The organism is Nocardioides sp. CPCC 206347, assembly GCF_048654605.1.
Taxonomy (GTDB): Bacteria; Actinomycetota; Actinomycetes; order Propionibacteriales; family Nocardioidaceae; genus Nocardioides.
This window is the reverse complement of sequence record NZ_JBMCYZ010000003.1, coordinates 1-17,155: the sequence shown is the minus strand read 5'-3', so window position 1 is coordinate 17,155 and position 17,155 is coordinate 1. Positions and strand designations below refer to the sequence as shown.

The window sequence follows — 17,155 nt, the reverse complement described above, 5'->3', positions numbered from 1 at the left end:
CGATCCCGGACACCCGCGGAAGCACCGCGATTCCCCTGACAATCTGACGCTCAGCACACTGAAAAGGCGGTCACCCCCCATGCACCAAGCAGTCATCGTGGAAGCAGTCCGGACCCCCACCGGCCGACGCAACGGAGCTCTGTCGGAATGGCACCCGGTCGACCTGATGGCAGAGACGCTGCGCGCCATCGTGGACCGCACCGGCATCGACCCCGCGCTCGTCGACGACGTCATCGGCGGCTGTGTGATCCAGATCGGGGAACAGGCCGTCAACATCTCCAGGAATGCCGTTCTGGCCGCCGGATTCCCCGAGACAGTGCCAGCGACGACCGTCGACCGTCAGTGCGGCAGCGCGCAGCAGGCCATCCACTTCGCCGCCCAGGCCATCCAGAGTGGCGCCTACGACGTGGCGATCGCCGCTGGCGTCGAGAGCATGACGCGCGTGCCCATGACGTCCTCCATCACCAACAACCTGGACCAGGACCCCTACAGCGACCGGATCAAGGCGCGCTACGCCGACCAGGGTGGCATCCAGGGTCAGGGCGTCGCCGCCGAGCTGATCGCCGAGATGTGGGGCCTGACGCGCACGGAGCTGGACGAGTTCTCCCTCCGCTCCCACCGCCTCGCCGCTGCCGCGACGGCCGAGGGCCGTTTCGCCCGCGAGATCGTGGCCATCAAGGGCATCAACGGCCTCCTCGACTCGGACGAGGGCATCCGACCGGACACCAGCCTGGAGAAGCTCGCCGGCCTGCGCACCGTCTTCAAGGCTGACGGCGTGATCACCGCTGGCAATGCCTCGCAGATCGCGGACGGCGCCAGCGCCGTCCTGCTGATGAGCGATCGGAAGGCAGCGGAACTGGGCCTGACCCCTCGTGCGCGCGTCCACACGATGACCTTGGCTGCGTCGGACCCGGTGACGATGCTCACCGCTCCCATCCCCGCCACCTTGAAGGCGCTGGAGAAGTCGGGCTTGTCGGTCAACGACATCGACGTCTTCGAGATCAACGAAGCCTTTGCGCCAGTCGTCCTCGGATGGCAGCGGGAGGTGGGCGTCGACCCTGAGAAGGTCAACCCGAACGGAGGCGCGATCGCCATCGGGCATCCGCTCGGGTCTTCGGGAACCCGCCTCATGGCGACGCTGCTGCACGAGCTCGAGCGCCGCGACGCCACGTTCGGCCTGCAGACCATGTGCGAGGCCGGCGGGATGGCGAACGCCACGATCATCGAGCGTCTGTGACCACACGCATGGGTGAGTCGCTGGATGGGACCGGGGCGGACGAGGCCTCAGTCCTCGCGTCGGTGATCCGGCGCAGGCACAGCCACCGCGCGTTCAGGCGCGATCCCGTCCCTCGCGCCACGATCGAGGAAATGTTCGAGCTGGCGCGTCAGGCACCCTCCTGGTGCAACACCCAGCCGTGGCACGCCTACGTCACTGAGGGAGCTGCGACCGAGCGCTTCCGCACCGTGCTCAGCGACGGACCGAACGCCGAGATCAATCCCGACATCGCGATGCCGGGGGCCTACGAGGGGGTGCACCTCGAGCGTCGTCGCGAGAGCGGTTGGCAGCTGTACGAGGCGGTCGGCGTGGAGAAGGGCGACCGTCAGGCGTCAGCACGTCAGTCTGCGAAGAACTTCGAGCTGTTCGGGGCACCGCACGCCGCTGTGATCACTGTCGACCGCGCACTCGGCGCGTACGGGGTCCTCGATGCCGGGATCTTCCTCGGCTACCTCTTGCTGGCAAGCGAGGCGCTCGGTGTCGCCGTCATCCCGCAGGCAGCGATCGCGACCCGCTCGCCGGTGGTGCGCGAGTTCTTCGACATCGGGGACGACGAGGCGGTCCTCCTGGGTGTCTCCTTCGGCTGGTCCGACGAGCAGCACCCGGCCAACAACTACCGGACGAGCAGGGTCGACCTCTCGTCAATCGTCCAGTGGCGCAGCTGAGCACGAGGCGACCGAGCATCGACGATGTGCGGACCATCAGCGCAACGCTGGACGCCGTCGTCACCGATGATCTCGTCGACGCCAACGATCACCTGAGTCTCCCCCACTACGTCAGGGCCGGGGCTCGTGCGGTCTGGACGCGCAAGGAGTCCCTCGGCCTGGAGGAGGTGTGGTCCCGGGGACTGTCCTTCTTCATCACCGAGCAGCACACGACGTACTCCGGTGAGCTTCTCCTCGGTGAGAGGTTCACCGTGCACCCCCGCTTCCTGCACCGGTCCGCACGGTCGCTGCACACCATGACGTACGTCGTGAATGCGGCTCGAGACCAGCTCGCATGCAGCATCGAGAGCGTGAGTGTCTTCGTCTCGCGGGAGACGCGTGACAGCGTCGCGATGCCCGCGGCCCTGGCCGAGAGCCTGGACGCCGCGATACGCCACGACCACGGCCTGCCTGGGACCGTGGCGGAGTGCAGCACGCTGTGGCGACCGCGAGGCGGGACGCCGCCCGGCTCGGACCGCTAGGCGAGCCCCACAGCCGGCTACTCCTGGAGAGCCGCTCCGGCCAGCACCAGCTCCACAAGTTCCTCGAGCACGCGCGTCGTCGCTTCTTCCGACGCGACGACGGGAGCAGGGGCAGTGAGGGTGTGGATCAGAATGCCTCCCGACAGGGCATCGAGCAGCGTGGTCACCCGGATGCCGTTGCCGACTTCGCCCCGTGCCTCGCCTCGCCTCAGGATCCTGCGGGCAACCCGCATCTGGTCCTGCTGAAACTCCCAGTACTCCTCGAAACCGGGGATGACATCACCCTCGAGGTAGATGCGAAGGAAGGCCCGGCCGTTCTCGCCGCCGTAAACCTCCGCCAACTGCTGGGCAAGGCTGAGAAGATCCGTTCGCAGCTGGCCCGTGTCCGGGTCGTCGACGAAACGCAGGCGCTTCTGCAAAGCCTCGCGCAGCAGCGCCTCAGCCGAGGGCCAACGGAGGTACACCGTGCCCTTGCCGACCTTCGCAATCCGGGCAACCTGCTCGATGCTGAATCCGGCCCACCCTCGCGAACCGAACAGCGAGATGGCGGCACCCAGCAACCGGGACTCCATGTTGGCGTCGCGGGGGCGACCGCGTTTGCGCTTGGGACTGTCAAGGACCTCGGTCGCGTCGTCGCTCATGTCAACCTTCGTACCGTCTCAGGCGGCCCTACGTTGTCGTCAACGCGGCCGGGATTGCGCGCACCAATCTAGCTCACCAGTCGTCAGTTAATGGACACCGCACCGTTGCGATCAGCCAATGACCGCGCGTCCGTGGCACCGTCGTGGTCCGACGGATCCTTTGATCATTCGATGGTTCCGTTGAGCCGATCGATGGCCTCCAGGTAGTCCTCGATCATGTCGCCGACGACCTGCTGGACGGACTTGGCATTGTTCATCAGGCCGACCCCCTGCCCCACCCAATAGGTGCTGAGCCGCTTGGCACCCTCGTGACCCGAGGCCGCAAGGACATCGGCCCGCTTGAGCGGCGGCTCGCTGACGTACCCCATCAAGGGCATGGGGAGGGCGGCAGGACTGCCCTCCGCCTCCCACTCGGCGTGCCATTCAGAGCGAAGCTGTCGCGACGGCTTGCCCGTCCTGAAACGGGAACGGACGGTGTCGGCTGACGACGCCTCGAGCATTCGCTGCTTGGTGTACGGGGCGGTCTCCGCCTCGTGCGTAGTCAGCCAGACGGACCCAGTCCACGCTCCGGCCGCACCCATGGCGATCGAGGCGGCGATCTGGGCACCGGTGACGATGCCCCCCGCCGCAAGCACGGGGACGTTGCTGCCCAGTTGCTTGAGATGCGAGACGACTTCAGGAACCAGCACCATGGTGGATACCTGCCCGGTGTGTCCGCCCGCTTCTGAACCCTGAGCCACGATGAAGTCGACGCCGGCGGCGACCTGAGCCGCCGCGTGCTTCTTCGTCCCGACGAGAGCACCGACAGGGACGTTCGCCTCCCGCGCCATTTCGAGCATGATCGGAGGCGGTGTCCCAAGAGCATTCGCGATGAGCGCGAGAGGATGCTTGAGGGCGATCTGCAGCATTTCCCCCGCGTAGGCCTCGGACAGAGACTCCTCGGACGCCATCGGGGTTGTGGGGATCTGATCCGGATCCATGTCATGACGGCGCAGGATGCCGGCGACGAAGTCTCGGATGTGCGCCGGGACATCGGCCTCGGTCGAGGTTGTCCCCTTCCCGGCAAAGGCGTTCGGCACGATCAGGTCCAGTCCGTAGGGACGCCCACCTACCTGCTCGTCGAGCCAGGTCATCTCGACCTCGAGCTCCTCGGGTGACATCAGTGCCGCCCCCAGGACGCCGCACCCTCCAGCCTTGGTGACCTCAGCCACGACGTCCCGGCAGTGCGAGAAGGCGACGATCGGGAGATCGATTCCGAGCAAGTCGCAGATCGAGGTCTTCATGGGGTTCGTCCGTCCGTTGAGGTGGGCCGCAGCAAGCTCGGCCATATTAACTGACTACTAGCGTACATTAAATATCAGGTCGCGGCATCCCCCTTCACACTCCAGCTCCGCGATCAGAAGGCATCTACGAGCTCCGGTCCGCTCGGACGCTAGGACGGCTCCAGCGGCGCGGATCGCCAATGGAGGTCCGCCACCTTGACGATGCGCTGCTGAAAGCGCCAACCACGGCGCGTGCGCACGATGACGTCGTGATAGGTGCCGATCGCAGAGGTCCCGTTGGCTCGCGGCGCGAACAGCTTGACCCGCGCCGTCGCCACGTCGGCTCCCTCATCAAGGTCCACCATGACGTTGGTGCTGAAGTGTGCAAGCGGATGGGTGATGCTGCGCATGAACTCGTCGATCCGGTCGAGCCCGGAGACCGCGATGTCCGTGCCCTCGATCTGGAAGGACGCATCCGGCGCGAAGATCTCGTTCAATCGATCCCATTCCGCGTCGTCGATGACGTGTCCGTAGAGAACGATCAGGTGCTGGATGGCCTCGAGATCGGACCTGTGGCGGTCCAGAGTCACCGTGGCCCCGCTCACGACTTGGAACGCGAGCCCTGAGCTGGGCGACGGGTGGCGCGCCGGTCCTGGAGACGCCGCACGAAGAGCACGGCACCGACCGCGACGATGAGAGCGACGCCGTTGAAGAGCGCGGTGACCCAGACCTCACCGCCGACGAGCTGGAGTCCCTGGACGCCGGTGCCGAGCAGGAAGATCGCGAGCATCGTCCCGCCGACATTGAAGCGCCCCGGCTTCAGCTGGGTCGTTCCGAGGAATGCACCCGCGAAGGCCGGGAGCAGGTACTCGGGGCCGAGCGACGAACTGACCGAACCGAGTGTCGAGGCCAGCAGCACTCCCGCCACTGCCGCCGCGAAGCCGGAGATGACCAGCGATCCGAACACCATCCTCGTGGTGTTCACTCCCGTGAGACGAGCGGCGTCTGCGTTGGCGCCGGCGGCGTAGATCCGTCGTCCGAGCGGCGTGTGCTCGAGGACGAACCATGCGATCACAGCAAAGACGAACAGATAGATCACGATGACGGGCAGCGTGAAGAATGCCCCCGAGGTGAGGTCTTGGAAGCTGTCGGGAAACGGTCCCAGATAGGTGCCGTCGGTGAGGACCTGGGAGCCTGCCGTCAGCAAGGACGTTGTGCCCAGCGTTGCGATGAAGCTGTTGATGCCGATGACCGCGACGAGGAAGCCGTTGAACATTCCGACAACGATGCCGGCGCCCAGTGCGATGGCGATGGCGATGGGCACTGGCAGCTCGTTCTTGGTCAGCAGCGCTCCGCAGAGAACCGCACAGAAACCGAGGTTCTGCGCAGCCGAGAGATCGAAGGCGCCGGCCGCCAGCGGGAACAGGAGGCCCAGCGCGAGGATCGCGATGATCGCTTGGCTGGCCAGGATCGAGCGGAAGTTCGTCGCGGTCAGGAAGGTGTCGGGCGTCCAGATGCCGAAGACCAGGACGATCAGGGCGAAGATCAGGACACCGCTGTACTTCCCGATGCTGAACTTGTTGATAGCTGGGCTCCGGCGTCGATCGGCGGTGACGCTGGCCTCTTCGAGCTCCATTGAGTCTTCTTGCTGACGCGACGCCTCTGGGGCAACCGTCGACGAACGACCATCAGACATGAGCGTGCCCTTCTTGGTTGGTGGTGATTGAGGTCGTGGTACGGATCGCCTCGCCGAGGATGCGATCGACGGAGGCCTCCTCGCGCGACAATGTGGAGCCGACTGCTCCGTTGCGCATGACGATCACGCGGTCGCACATCGCGGCCGCTTCCTCGAAGTCCGACGTCACGAGCAGGACAGCTGAGCCATCAGCGGCCGCCCGGTTGATGACGTCGTAGATGCCGCGCTTGGCGCCAACATCGACGCCTGCGGTGGGTTCCTCAAGCAAGAAGATGCGTGCCCCGCAACGCATCCAGCGCGCGATGACCACCTTCTGTTGATTGCCACCAGAGAGCGCACCGAAGGTCGACTCTGTGGACGCTGGACGGACGTCGTACTCCTCGATCAGCGGCGCGGTGTCACGGATCTCGTATCGCTTTGACAGCCACTTGAGCGGACCCCGACCCTCGATCCGCGGCAACGTGAGGTTCTCGCGCACATTCCACTCACTCATGGCGCTCAGCCGCTTGCGTTCGCCCGGAGCGAAGGCGATGCCGTGCTTGATGGCTGTGGACGGCGAGTCGATCCGCACCACGCTGCCGTCGATGCGGATCACACCCGCGTCCAGCGGCTTGGATCCGAAGAGCAGATGGGGAACATCCTCTGCTCCGCTACCGGACAGACCGACGATCCCGACGATCTCACCTGCTCTGACTGAGCAGGTGAGATTGCGAAGACGGCCTCCGGCGAGGTGCTCGACGGCCAGGACTCCAGCGCCTGCGGCTTGGTCGTGGTCGGGATAGACCGCCTCCAATGGACGCCCAAGAATGAGCTCGATCAAAGAGTCGTGATCCAGTTCTGACACCGCGCGCGTGGCGACGAGCCGCCCTTCTCGCAGGACCGTGACGCGGTCAGCCAGGTCGAACACCTCAGGAAGCCGGTGCGTGACGTAGAGGATCGTGCAACCCCGGTCTCGAACTGCTCGAATCAGGCGGAAGAGCAGTTCCTTGTCGGCAGCCGTCAGAGCGGCAGTCGGCTCGTCGAGGACCAGGATGCCCCCTCTCTCGGGGCCGTGGTGAAGCGCGCGGGCGATCGCGACCATCGTCCGCTGCGCCATTCCCAGCGAGGCGACCGGCGCCGCCGCATCGATGTCCAGCTCGTAGGAATCCAAGATCGCCTGGGCACTTCGCACTTCACGGCGCTCGGACAGCCAGAGCCTGGACGCGTAGCGCTCGCCCAGTCGCAGGTTCTCGGCGACCGTCAGGGTGTCGATCAGGCCGAGGTCCTGGTGGATGAAACGGATTCCCAAGTCGTGCCCCGACGGCGGCGACCCGAAGTGAAGATTTCGTCCGAACACCGTCGCCGACGCTCCGGCCTGAGGCGTGTGGTATCCGGCCAGAATCTTGATGAGGGTCGACTTGCCGGACCCGTTCTGCCCCAGGAGGCAATGGATCTCACCGGCCTCGACCTCGACGCTCACGTCCCGCAACGCGTACTGACCGCTGAAGGCCTTGGACAGACCCTTGAGGACCAGCGCCGACGCCTCGAGAGAGTTGTCGGACATCGGTCAGACGCCCCAAGCTGCCTTGAACGACTCTGCCCAGTTCGGCGGGTCCAGGCTCTCGAGCGACGCGGCGTCCGGCGTAATGATGCGGAAGGAGCTGGTCGGCTTCTGCTCGGTGATCTTCTCACCTACCGAGAGCCGCGCCATGACGTCCACCGAGCGCCACTGGTGCGTGGCCTCACCGGCGACAGTGGCGATGAACTCACCGTTCTTGACGGCCTGGATGTCGCTTTCGAAGGGGAAGGCGAGGATCAGCTTCACCTTGTCAGCCAGGCCGGCGGCCTCGAGTCCCTGCTGAAGTCCGGCGTACAGCGACGATCCGCCGAAGAGGATGTACTTCGTGTCCGGGCTGCGCTTCAGGTAGTTCACGATGCCGGTGACATTGGTGGCTGCGGGCTGGGCCAGGCTCAGCTCGAGGATCTCCGCCTTTGAGGCGGGACTGTGCTCCTTGAGTTCGGCCTGAGCTCCCTCGGCGATGGTGGTGTGCAGGGGGATGGAGGGGTCGACCGGGATGACCGCGTCGATGGTGCCCTCAGCGTCAGCTAGCGCGATGTCGGCAGTGATGGCACCAGCCTCGAGGAAGGGGACCTCGCTCTGGATGACGGCGACCGGCCGCTCCTCGTTCACGCCGCCAGCGCCGATCACAGGAATGCCCTCGGCCTCCGCGCGGTCGAGCTGGTCCTTCACGATGTCCTCCGGGAAGACCATGGTGATGCTGAGATAGTCCGGCTTGGAGTCCAACGCCTGGTCAAAGGCGCGTACGTAATCCTGGGGCCCCTTGGTGAGGTCGTACTCGAAGACCTCCAGCTCCCAGCCGAGAGCTTCTACCGGCGCTTCCATCTCCCCGACCGAGCATGTCGGCAGGGTGCAGTTGACCTGGGCGACCGTCTTCCCTTTCGGCGGGGCTGACGCGAGAGCCGGAATCTTGACCTCGGCGGATGCCGAGTACCTCTCGACTTCCGACTTGGCGTGCACGATGGCCGCGTCGCTGGTACTCCCCTTGCCGGATCCGGAGTCGGAATCCGACCCGCAGGCAGCAAGGGCCATCGAAATCCCGATCATTGCGATCGTGGTGGGCGCGAGGGCGCGGTGTAGGGAAGGCATGACTCTCCTGTTGCTTCGGGCGTCACACCGTGAGGTGCACGCGACCTGTGATGCGGAGCACACTACCCCGAATACGTAGTCGCTGACCGTTCAGTAATAAAATTTCTGTCGGATTGCGTCAGAAATTTACTTTGCGCCTTCGATCCGCGCTCTCAGACGGCCGGCACGTAGGCGCGCGGCCGTTCACCATCGCCCGCTTAGTCCACCACGCGGTCGTCCGACTCATTGACGCTCACGATCGCGAGTCCGTGGCATGAGTACTTGCTAGGTCAATCCCGCCGAACACCACCTCATCGATCATCTCTCCAACGATGGTCAGCTGTTTGCCACCGCGTATTGCGAGCGCCGGTCTTCGAGGCTCTCGTTGAACCCGTTCCACGGTGCACCAATGGTCAGGGGACGCTCTCGGCGTGGCGCATGAGTTTCGATGACCTCGGCGTCGAATTGGCGGGCGCGTTCAATGTGGGCCAACCCTCCGTCAGCGCTCGCGCTCTCCACACAAAGCCGCCGGCCCTATCGCTCGGCAGCGCGCCCGCTGTCGTCCCGGCTCCGGCGGCACGAAACATCTCCGCCGAAATCTCACCGTCGTCATCGGCGGCAAGCCCGAAATGACGATCGTTGATGGACTCCGACGGGTCCAAGGACCAGCTCTGCCACGGGAGATTGAGAGGCTCGGAACCGAGCGGAACCGAGCGGCACGCATGCAATGACGGGCGTAGATACGCGCCGCCCGCAACGGGCGCCCTCCCTCCCAGCGCCTTCGTTCGCGAGTCATAAAGGCGCGGCCAGGCGAATCGCCGACCGGCTGATCCAGAAGCGGGCCCCAGGTTCCACCCCAGCCAGCACGCACATGGGAACTGCCAGCACCCCGTTCGCATTCAGCCAGCCACTGATTCCAAGCCGTCAGACGCTCTGACCACGCGCCTTGCCGCTTTCACCGACGCCTAGCGTCCCCCCGAATTTCCGCAACGAACGAAGTGCTACACACCTCTTGCATCTGCGGCAGAGTTTCGTCCGTCATAAACCCCTGTGGGGCCGCAGCGCCGCCGGGAAGGCTCTACCTCTTGCTGCCCGTCCCCCGCCCTTCGGCGGTGGTCGTGGTTCTGAGAATGGTTGCCTCCCGGCGGCGTCCCCCGGGTCGGCGGTGACGCCCGATAGAGGCATGGGAACCACCAGCAACACAGTTGTTCTGCAGATGCTTGCGCGTCGCCGACCATGCGGACCCAGGACTCCGATCCTGAAAGGCACCGCTCCTTGTACGCCGGCATCGACACCCACAAAGACACCCTCGCGGTCGCGGTCATCGACCAAACAGGACTGCTTATCGCTTCTCGCGAACTTCCCAACACCAGCTCCGGATTCACCGAACTCACCGACCTGCTGACCACCCACAGCGTCGAACGCGTCGGGATCGAAGGCTCAGGCGCCTACGGTCGCGCCGTCGCAGTCCACCTCGCCCTGGACCACCCCGACGAGACACTCGCGGTGGTCGAGGTACCCACGCTGATGACCTCCCGCGAGCGACGCGCCAAGCCCGGTCAGGGCAAGACCGACCCCGTCGACGCGCTCGCGATCGCACGGATCACTGCCCGCGAACCCGCGCTCCCGCCGGTGCGGCTGACCGTCGGACCGGCCGCGGACATGCGAGCGCTTCTGGACTACCGCGACGAGCTCATCGTCGAACGAACAGCCTTGGCCAACCGCGTCCACGCCGAGCTCGCCGGACTGCTGCCCGGCTACCAGCACCAGATCGGCTCGTTGACCACCAAGGTCCGCATCCACCAAGCCATCGACCTCCTGGGCCAGATCACGGGTCCAGGCGCGGTCCGCGCCGACCTCTCGCGCCGCCGCCTCGAGCGGATCCTGGCCATCGACACCGAAGCTGGTGAGCTGCGCAAGACCATCGCCGGACTGGTCGAGGACACCGGCACCACACTGCCCGAGGAGTACGGCATCGGTCCGCTGATCGCCGCCCGCTTCATCGCCGAGGTCGTCGACGTACGCCGCTACCCCACCCGCGACACCTTCGCCGCAGCCAACGGCACAGCTCCCATCCCAGCATCATCAGGGCGCACCGTGCGGCACCGGTTCAACCCCGGAGGGAACCGACAACTCAACCGGGCGCTCTACACGGTCGCGATCACCCAGATCCGCGCCGATACCGAGGGCCGGCGCTACTACGAAGCCAAACGAGCCCAAGGCAAGACCCGACGCGAAGCCCTGCGCTGCCTCAAACGACGACTCTCCGACGTCGTCTACCGCCGCATGCGCGCCGACATCCGCGCCCACGAAGTCGTACAACAACCAGCAGCTACCGGCGCGAACGGGCAACGACGAGGAACGCTGGCGGTGGATGCGGGCGACGCAAACGAGGCACGACTGACGGCCTGAAACGGCCAGCGGCGTGACAGAACTTCCAGCCCCGATCCTGCTCTTCGCTGAAGCGTTCGCCCCGCATCCACCTGCGCACGAGGCTACTCCCGGAACCCGTCTCGCGAAGCGCTGGACATAGAGGCCCATTGCCGGCACGTCCGATGTTTCGATTGTGCGAAACACTGGCATGACCGCGCATGCCTCCCGACCTGAGGCAACGTCGTGACCGGCCCCAAGCAATCTGACGAAGACGCCACCACCTGCCCGAGCTGCGGCGCAGCGGTCATCTACGGCGGCGTCGGCCGCCGGCCGGTCTGGTGCTCGACCCGCTGCCGAAACGACGCCGCGCTGAGACGGCTCGGCGCGCGCAGAGGTGCCATCGAGGTGCGCGTGGTCGAGGTACCGCGCCCTCCTACCGCAGGCGCTCAGCGTGGGTTGTCGGGCGGCGTGGCGGCATCCAGTCCGGCACCGGAGGCCGTGACCGAAGGCGGCGATCGGCGATCAGCGACGCCGTCACCCGACCAAGCGCTGCGAGTCATTCGCAACGACCCGGAAGCCGTCGGCAAGCTTCTGGTGCATCTCGAGCGGAGGCGACTCGACGGGACGTTGTCGGCCCCCGAGTGGCTGCCCGTGCGCAACGGGATCCGCCTGATCGCGGGCGAACTTTCGCCAGACCTCGAACGGCCCAGCCCGCCTCGTTGACTACGGACGGAAGTGCTGGACGATCCTGCGCGTGGCCTGCCCAAGGTGCCGGAGCTCGGCGTTGACATCGTCGTCGTGGCGGATGCCGAGCGCCATCGCGAGGATGTCCTCATCACCATAGGCGTCACGCAGCAGTTGCTCGAAGGCGGCTCCGTCAGCCTCTGCCAGTCCGAGCGACCGCGCCAACTCGGCGATGTCCGGGTAATCGCGCTCCCTCATCGCGACCATCTTCATCGCCATGATGTGCTCGAGCGGCGCGTACTCCACGTGGAGTCCCGGTGTAACTGGCAGCGGCTTGGACGGGCGCGGTGGGATCCAGGGCGCGGCGCTCGGATTGAGCCACGTCGGCGGTAGCCCGTGTTGCCGGGCGATCACCGCCGCCTCGTCGTACACAGCCTGGTCGGTGGCCAGCGCGTCCACGTCGAGGGTGAGCCGGCGTTCGCTGATGGTGAGGGCGATCGCGGCACCTCCCACGACGTACAGGCCGGCCGAGATTCCGCTGCGCCAACCGGTTGTCGAGTTCGGCAAGCAGTGCACGCAGGCGGTCGCCGTCGAGCTCGGTCGGGGCGCTCAGGCGGTGATCAGGTCGCGTTGGGCGATGTAGATGCCGCGTTCAGCCAGCCAGGCGGGTGTCGCCTCGCGGATATCGGTCTCCTCGAGCAACAGGTTCGGAATGACCCACTCCTGCGCCGCACGGAACTCAGTCCATGCCGGCGGCGTCCGACCGGACGTCGCGAACTCGTGCGCAATGAGGGCTGCGAGCAGCCCGTCCCACTTCTCCTCACTCGTGCTCGACGGTCGGGTCTCCCACGCAGCGCCAGGCTCACCCGGACTGGCGAGCATTGCGCGAACCTGGTCACGAGCCTGGGTGATGACCTTGAAGGCCCATCGATCATCGCCCTGCGCGATCGCGTCCTTCAGTGCCTGCCGGGTGCTTTGCGGTGTCATCCATCCGCGCTCGTTTGCTTCGCCCAACGCAGCACCTTGGCGCAGTGCTCTCAGGAAGAACGCGGCAGATGGACTGGCCGTGCCATTCAGGTACGACGACAGGCGTGAGTGAGACGTCCCCAGGGCTGCGGCGAAGCCGCGCAGACTGAGCCCGCTGCGGCGCAGGGCTGCGCGCAGTTGCCTCGCGACGTCCTGCGCGTCCGTGTCCATGCGCCTCCCTTCCAGCGTCATGGTACCCGATCAGGAACCACCGCCATGGGCTCGCGATCGACCCGCCGCCACGGGCTCAGCCCGTTCAGCCGCCGCTTGATGCGCAGGGCACAGCACCTCGGCCAGCCCGTGGATTGTTCGGAGCTCGCCGATGGGCTACAGCAGATGGCGGACACACCCGCGTCCGAGTAGCGCCCAGGATTCGGACCGCCCCTACCTCACCTGCGGGGTTCCAGCGGCTCCGCACACAACGCCCTTGAGCGGGGTTCGCTGCTTTCACACGAACTCCGCAGCGCCTTGGCAGACCGTGCCGAGGATGGTGAACTGCAGGCCCCATGTCTCGTAATTGATCGCGCGCATCGACTTTCGACGCCTCAGTCTCTGTCGCCTCCATTCGCGCACTGAGTGATCACACGCCGCTGTCCATGTCGGCCCGCAGACTGTCGATGCGACCACCAAGATCGTGAGACTGCGAACTGAGAGCCTCGCGGACCTGTTCCAGGTCGCGTTCAAGCACCTCGACGCGCTCGTCGGTTGTCGGCTCACGGCCGGAGGTCACAGCACCTGTAGCCGTGAGAGTGATGTTCCCGACGAGGGAGCCGCCTGCTATCGAGGTCGGCTGGATAGTTTGAGTCGAGGGTTTGCCCAACACCTTGTGCTTCACGTTACGGATTGCCGTGCGCGCACGGGCGGAGCCCCGTGACTACTGGGTGTCGAGCTTCTTTCCGACGTGGACGATCCGCAGGCTTGTGACGGTGCACCACAGACCGGCCGCGAGCAACACAAACCCGGCGACCTTCACCCACACCTCAGTCTCCACCGATGTCATCCTGCCTTGATGCCAGGACTTGCGGGGGCAGCGGGCGCAATGCCCTACCTCCGTATGCGATCCGTGGCTCACCCTTCCGCCTGTCCCTCCCAGAGCAGCGTCCCCATCTGACGCGCTGCGCGACGTCGAAGTTCATCAACGGCGTGGGTGTAGCGCTGGGCGGTGGCCATCTCGGTCCAGCCCATGATGGACATGACGGTGCGGATGTCGACGTTCTGCAGGAGCAGCAGAGTTGCTGCGGTGTGGCGGGCGTCGTGGAGGCGGACTTCTCTGACGCCGGCTTGTTGCAGGAGCGCCTTCCATGCGGTCTGATCGCCTGCGGGATCGATCAGACCACCGCTGGCGGCGGGGAACACCAGGTCGTGGGTGTCGTCCCAGTCGGATCCGGCTGCGAGACGTCGACGGTTGACCACGGCCCGATGGGCACGCAGTTCGTCTACGAGCGGTTGAGGCAACACGATGGTCCGCTTCGACGCCTTCGTCTTCGGTTCGACCAGCTGTAGGCCGCCACCGCTCCGATGCTCGCACTCCGCGCCGCGCTTCCGTCCGCACGAGGGCACGCCGTCGATGACCGTGCAGCCGTGCTCCCAGGTGTGGCGTTGCACGGCTCGGCGGATCCGGACGACGCCGTCGTCGAGGTCGACGTCGGGCCACAGGAGGCCGAGCGTCTCGCCCTGGCGGAGTCCGAGCGAGATGGCGATCGACCACCGGGCTGGGTGCAACGTGGATTGCGCGGCGGCGAGGACACTACGGCTCTCCTCGACCGAGAGCGGTTCGACCTCGACGTCCTCGGCGCGTGGCGGGCGCGAGACGAGGGCCGGATTGGTGGCGAGCCGTCGGCGACGTACGGCCTCGTTGAGTGCGGACCGCAGGACGCGGTGGACGCCGCGGATGACGTGGGTGGAGTGGCCGTCGGTCTGCATCCGTCGGTAGTGCTCTTCGAGGTGCTCGGGGCGGAGCTCGCTGAGTCGCCATTGCCCGAGGGCGGGCATGACGTGGACGCGCATCTGGCTGCGGTACGTCGACAGGGTCTTCCAGCGTGCGGTCATCGGGAGCACGGACTCGAGCCAGTGCTCCAGCCACTGGGCCAGGGTGATGTCGTCGTGGGTCCAGACGAAGGTGCCGTTGTCGCGGCGGCGTTCGAGGTCGCGGACGGCGTCGCGCAGCTCCGCCTTCGTCTGCCGCTGGACGTGCTTGCGGGCAGTGCTGCCGTCGGGACGGCGGCCCATGGTGACGCGGGCGTGCCAGTTGCCGTCGGCGCCCTGGTAGAGCGTGGAGGTGGTCTGCTCGACAGGCTTGCGGGGCCTACTCATCGCGGACCTCCGCGTACGAGTCCCGCATATGGGCGATGAACCGCTCAAGTTCGCGGCGCTCGATGCGCACAGAGCGGCCGAGGTGGACGACGTGAAGGCGGTGGCTGGCGACGTGGCGCTCGACGCTGCGGCGCGCGCAGCGCAGTTGCCGGGCGGCCTCGTCGAGGGTGAGCAGCAGGGTGTCGGCTGCGGTCGTGGTCAGGGGGCTGGGGTGCGTGGTGGTCTCCATGTGGCACCAAGGTGCGGAGACTCGTCCGGAGCGATCACAGATCCGGGGGGACGCGGGGGGACGCTGGCCGATTTCGGGGGGACGTTGGGGGGACTCGCGACCCTGGCCGACCCGAGGCGACAGAGAGGCCCGAATAGTTTTTGAGCCAGTTTTTGGGCCGAGAAAGGCCCACCTCCCGTTGGGGGAAGTGGGCCTCTGAACCTGTTTGCGCAGGTCATGCGGTGAATCCGATCTGCGCGCCTGTAGGGATTCGAACCCCAAACCTTCTGATCCGTAGTCAGATGCTCTATCCGTTGAGCTACAGGCGCTCATCGCTTGCGCGACCGGACGAGAATAGCCGAGGGCGCGGGTCGATGCCGAATCACGACCACCTGTCGTCGTACGTCGGGTGTGGAAGCATGTCGCCATGACCGGCCTGAACCCCGAAGACCGGGAGCTCTTCGAGGACGAAGCAACCAGACTTTACGAGCAGATCCTGGCCGAGGGCGGGCTCGCTGCTGACGACTCCCGGCTGGCCGCTACGACGCGTGTACGACGGGCGTTCGACCTGCTCACCGAGCTCGGACTGCTCCAGCTGGACGAGACCCGGAAGACCTGGCGTCCGGTGGAGCCGAGCAATGCGCAGTCGCGGGTGGTCACGCCCCTCGGCACCGAGGGCGCGCGGCTGATCGACGAGTCGGCGCGCTGGGCCAAGGCCTTCTCGAACCTCACGCAGAGCTGGCGCCGTTCGCCGGCAGCGACGGAGTCGGGCCCGTTCCTCTACCTGCACGGCGAGGCGATCAGTCCCTACCTCACCTCGATCATCGGCGACGCCGAGACCGAGCTGCTGACAGCGCAGCCGCAGACCACGCGCAGCGCGAAGACGGTCGCCGAGGCCGCCACCCGCGACGTGGCGGCGCTCAAGCGCGGGATCTCGATGCGCACGATCTACCAGCACAGCGCGCGGCGTCACCCCGCGACGCACAAGTACGTCGCCGACGTGACCCAGCACGGCGCCGAGGTGCGGACGCTGGACGAGTTCTTCAACCGGATGATCGTGGTGGACCGGCGGGTGGCGCTGATCCCGGCCGCCGACAGCCTGGCGACCGCGGTCGTCGTACGAGAGCCCGCGATCGTGGCGTACCTCGTGGACGTCTTCGAGCGCGCCTTCGCGCGCGGCCGTCCGTTCGCCAGTGGCGAGCAACGGGTGATGAAGGAGATCGCGACCGAGCAGCGGGCGATGACGATGCGGATGCTCATCGAGGGCCACGCGGACGCGGTGAGCGCGAAACGGCTCGGCGTGAGCGCGCGGACGTATGCGGGCTATGTCGCCGAGCTCAAGGACGAGTACGACGCGGAGACGCGCTTCCAGCTCGGTTACATCATGGGTCAGCGCGGCATCGCCGGTCAGGACACCAGCGGCGGCTGACCGTCAGGGCCGGACGGCCCGGGCACAGCTCAGTTGCGGCCGATGACCCAGCCCCAGCCGCTGTCTGCCTCGGCAGCGGTCGGAATCGAGACAACGCCGACGGCAGCGATCATCACAGCGAACGCGAGAGCGGCCTTGCGAGCAATCTTCTTCATCGTCATTCCCCTAGCTAGTGGGGTCCCTCCCGGAACCCTCCCTCTGGAGCCCGAGAAGCGTGACCGTCCCCCAAATGTCCAGACCACGCCCTGCCATCTTGCCGCAACTTCCCGGCATAAGCGAGACCCCGGGTGAGGGGGTCCTCACTCGGGGTCTCGTGCTGTCACTTGGCGGAGGCGGAGGTGTTCTGGCTCAGGACATAGGAAAGGGATCTCTCAAGACATAGGAAAGATCCGCGCACCACGCTGCACCGGTGTCGAAAGCCCGACTGGTCATCAC

General features: G+C 66.4%; 18 protein-coding genes and 1 tRNA gene. 6 read left to right on the top strand and 13 right to left on the bottom strand.

Features of this window, described 5'->3' with window-relative positions; all coding sequences use genetic code 11:
- The first annotated feature begins 79 nt into the window (after positions 1-79).
- Genes ACOACQ_RS11705 through ACOACQ_RS11695 form a run of 3 tightly spaced genes read left to right on the top strand, consistent with a single transcriptional unit; the run spans position 80 to position 2,462 of the window.
- On the top strand, positions 80-1,237 hold the full coding sequence (locus tag ACOACQ_RS11705) for a thiolase family protein (protein WP_420288340.1): 1,158 nt from the start codon (positions 80-82) through the stop codon (positions 1,235-1,237).
- A gap of 8 nt (positions 1,238-1,245) precedes the next feature.
- Positions 1,246-1,941 carry a nitroreductase gene (locus tag ACOACQ_RS11700; RefSeq protein WP_420288339.1) on the top strand — a complete coding sequence of 232 codons (696 nt, stop codon included), beginning with the start codon at positions 1,246-1,248 and terminating at the stop codon, positions 1,939-1,941.
- Between the two features lie 26 nt (positions 1,942-1,967).
- The gene (locus ACOACQ_RS11695; RefSeq protein WP_420288338.1) at positions 1,968-2,462 is read left to right on the top strand and encodes an acyl-CoA thioesterase; all 495 of its coding nucleotides are present in this window, start codon (positions 1,968-1,970) and stop codon (positions 2,460-2,462) included.
- Between the two features lie 17 nt (positions 2,463-2,479).
- Here ACOACQ_RS11695 and ACOACQ_RS11690 read toward each other — a convergent pair whose 3' ends face one another.
- The 6 genes from ACOACQ_RS11690 to ACOACQ_RS11665 form a co-directional block, all read right to left on the bottom strand.
- Positions 2,480-3,103, bottom strand: a complete 624-nt coding sequence (locus ACOACQ_RS11690) for a TetR/AcrR family transcriptional regulator (RefSeq protein WP_420288336.1) — start codon at positions 3,101-3,103, stop codon at positions 2,480-2,482.
- A gap of 164 nt (positions 3,104-3,267) precedes the next feature.
- Complete coding sequence (locus ACOACQ_RS11685; protein WP_378597086.1) at positions 3,268-4,386, bottom strand: NAD(P)H-dependent flavin oxidoreductase; 1,119 nt, start codon at positions 4,384-4,386, stop codon at positions 3,268-3,270.
- A 149-nt stretch (positions 4,387-4,535) separates the two neighbouring features.
- Positions 4,536-4,955, bottom strand: coding sequence for a nuclear transport factor 2 family protein (locus ACOACQ_RS11680; RefSeq protein ID WP_420288334.1), 420 nt, complete (start codon positions 4,953-4,955; stop codon positions 4,536-4,538).
- A gap of 11 nt (positions 4,956-4,966) precedes the next feature.
- Positions 4,967-6,001, bottom strand: coding sequence for an ABC transporter permease (locus tag ACOACQ_RS11675; RefSeq protein ID WP_420288333.1), 1,035 nt, complete (start codon positions 5,999-6,001; stop codon positions 4,967-4,969).
- Between the two features lie 52 nt (positions 6,002-6,053).
- Positions 6,054-7,604, bottom strand: a complete 1,551-nt coding sequence (locus tag ACOACQ_RS11670; protein WP_420288332.1) for a sugar ABC transporter ATP-binding protein — start codon at positions 7,602-7,604, stop codon at positions 6,054-6,056.
- 3 nt (positions 7,605-7,607) lie between these two features.
- The gene (locus tag ACOACQ_RS11665) at positions 7,608-8,651 is read right to left on the bottom strand and encodes a sugar ABC transporter substrate-binding protein (RefSeq protein WP_420288331.1); all 1,044 of its coding nucleotides are present in this window, start codon (positions 8,649-8,651) and stop codon (positions 7,608-7,610) included.
- 1,272 nt (positions 8,652-9,923) lie between these two features.
- Here ACOACQ_RS11665 and ACOACQ_RS11660 point away from each other — a divergent pair.
- Together ACOACQ_RS11660 and ACOACQ_RS11655 are read left to right on the top strand one after the other, a co-directional pair.
- Positions 9,924-11,099 carry an IS110 family transposase gene (locus ACOACQ_RS11660; RefSeq protein ID WP_378596265.1) on the top strand — a complete coding sequence of 392 codons (1,176 nt, stop codon included), beginning with the start codon at positions 9,924-9,926 and terminating at the stop codon, positions 11,097-11,099.
- A gap of 204 nt (positions 11,100-11,303) precedes the next feature.
- The gene (locus ACOACQ_RS11655) at positions 11,304-11,783 is read left to right on the top strand and encodes a hypothetical protein (RefSeq protein WP_378597078.1); all 480 of its coding nucleotides are present in this window, start codon (positions 11,304-11,306) and stop codon (positions 11,781-11,783) included.
- On the opposite strand, the gene ACOACQ_RS11650 is transcribed toward ACOACQ_RS11655, so the two are convergent.
- The 6 genes from ACOACQ_RS11650 to ACOACQ_RS11625 form a co-directional block, all read right to left on the bottom strand.
- Entirely contained in the window at positions 11,784-12,311 is a 528-nt protein-coding gene (locus ACOACQ_RS11650) for a hypothetical protein (RefSeq protein WP_420288330.1), read from the bottom strand.
- Between the two features lie 42 nt (positions 12,312-12,353).
- A complete protein-coding gene (locus tag ACOACQ_RS11645; RefSeq protein WP_378597076.1) occupies positions 12,354-12,941 on the bottom strand; it encodes a helix-turn-helix domain-containing protein in 588 nt (195 codons plus the stop codon).
- Positions 12,942-13,350: 409 nt separating this feature from the next.
- A complete protein-coding gene (locus tag ACOACQ_RS11640; protein ID WP_378597075.1) occupies positions 13,351-13,605 on the bottom strand; it encodes a hypothetical protein in 255 nt (84 codons plus the stop codon).
- Positions 13,606-13,838: 233 nt separating this feature from the next.
- Positions 13,839-15,083, bottom strand: coding sequence for a tyrosine-type recombinase/integrase (locus ACOACQ_RS11635; RefSeq protein WP_420288329.1), 1,245 nt, complete (start codon positions 15,081-15,083; stop codon positions 13,839-13,841).
- A complete protein-coding gene (locus ACOACQ_RS11630) occupies positions 15,076-15,312 on the bottom strand; it encodes a helix-turn-helix domain-containing protein (protein WP_420288328.1) in 237 nt (78 codons plus the stop codon). The genes ACOACQ_RS11635 and ACOACQ_RS11630 overlap by 8 nt, the downstream gene beginning before the upstream one ends.
- 235 nt (positions 15,313-15,547) lie before the next feature.
- Positions 15,548-15,620, bottom strand: a tRNA-Arg gene (locus ACOACQ_RS11625).
- Between the two features lie 98 nt (positions 15,621-15,718).
- On the opposite strand from ACOACQ_RS11625, the gene ACOACQ_RS11620 reads away from it, so the two are divergent.
- Positions 15,719-16,720 carry a LuxR family transcriptional regulator gene (locus tag ACOACQ_RS11620; RefSeq protein ID WP_420288327.1) on the top strand — a complete coding sequence of 334 codons (1,002 nt, stop codon included), beginning with the start codon at positions 15,719-15,721 and terminating at the stop codon, positions 16,718-16,720.
- A gap of 29 nt (positions 16,721-16,749) precedes the next feature.
- On the opposite strand, the gene ACOACQ_RS11615 is transcribed toward ACOACQ_RS11620, so the two are convergent.
- Positions 16,750-16,875: a hypothetical protein gene (locus ACOACQ_RS11615; protein WP_378605520.1), complete on the bottom strand. Its 126-nt coding sequence runs from the start codon at positions 16,873-16,875 to the stop codon at positions 16,750-16,752.
- Positions 16,876-17,155: the final 280 nt, after the last annotated feature.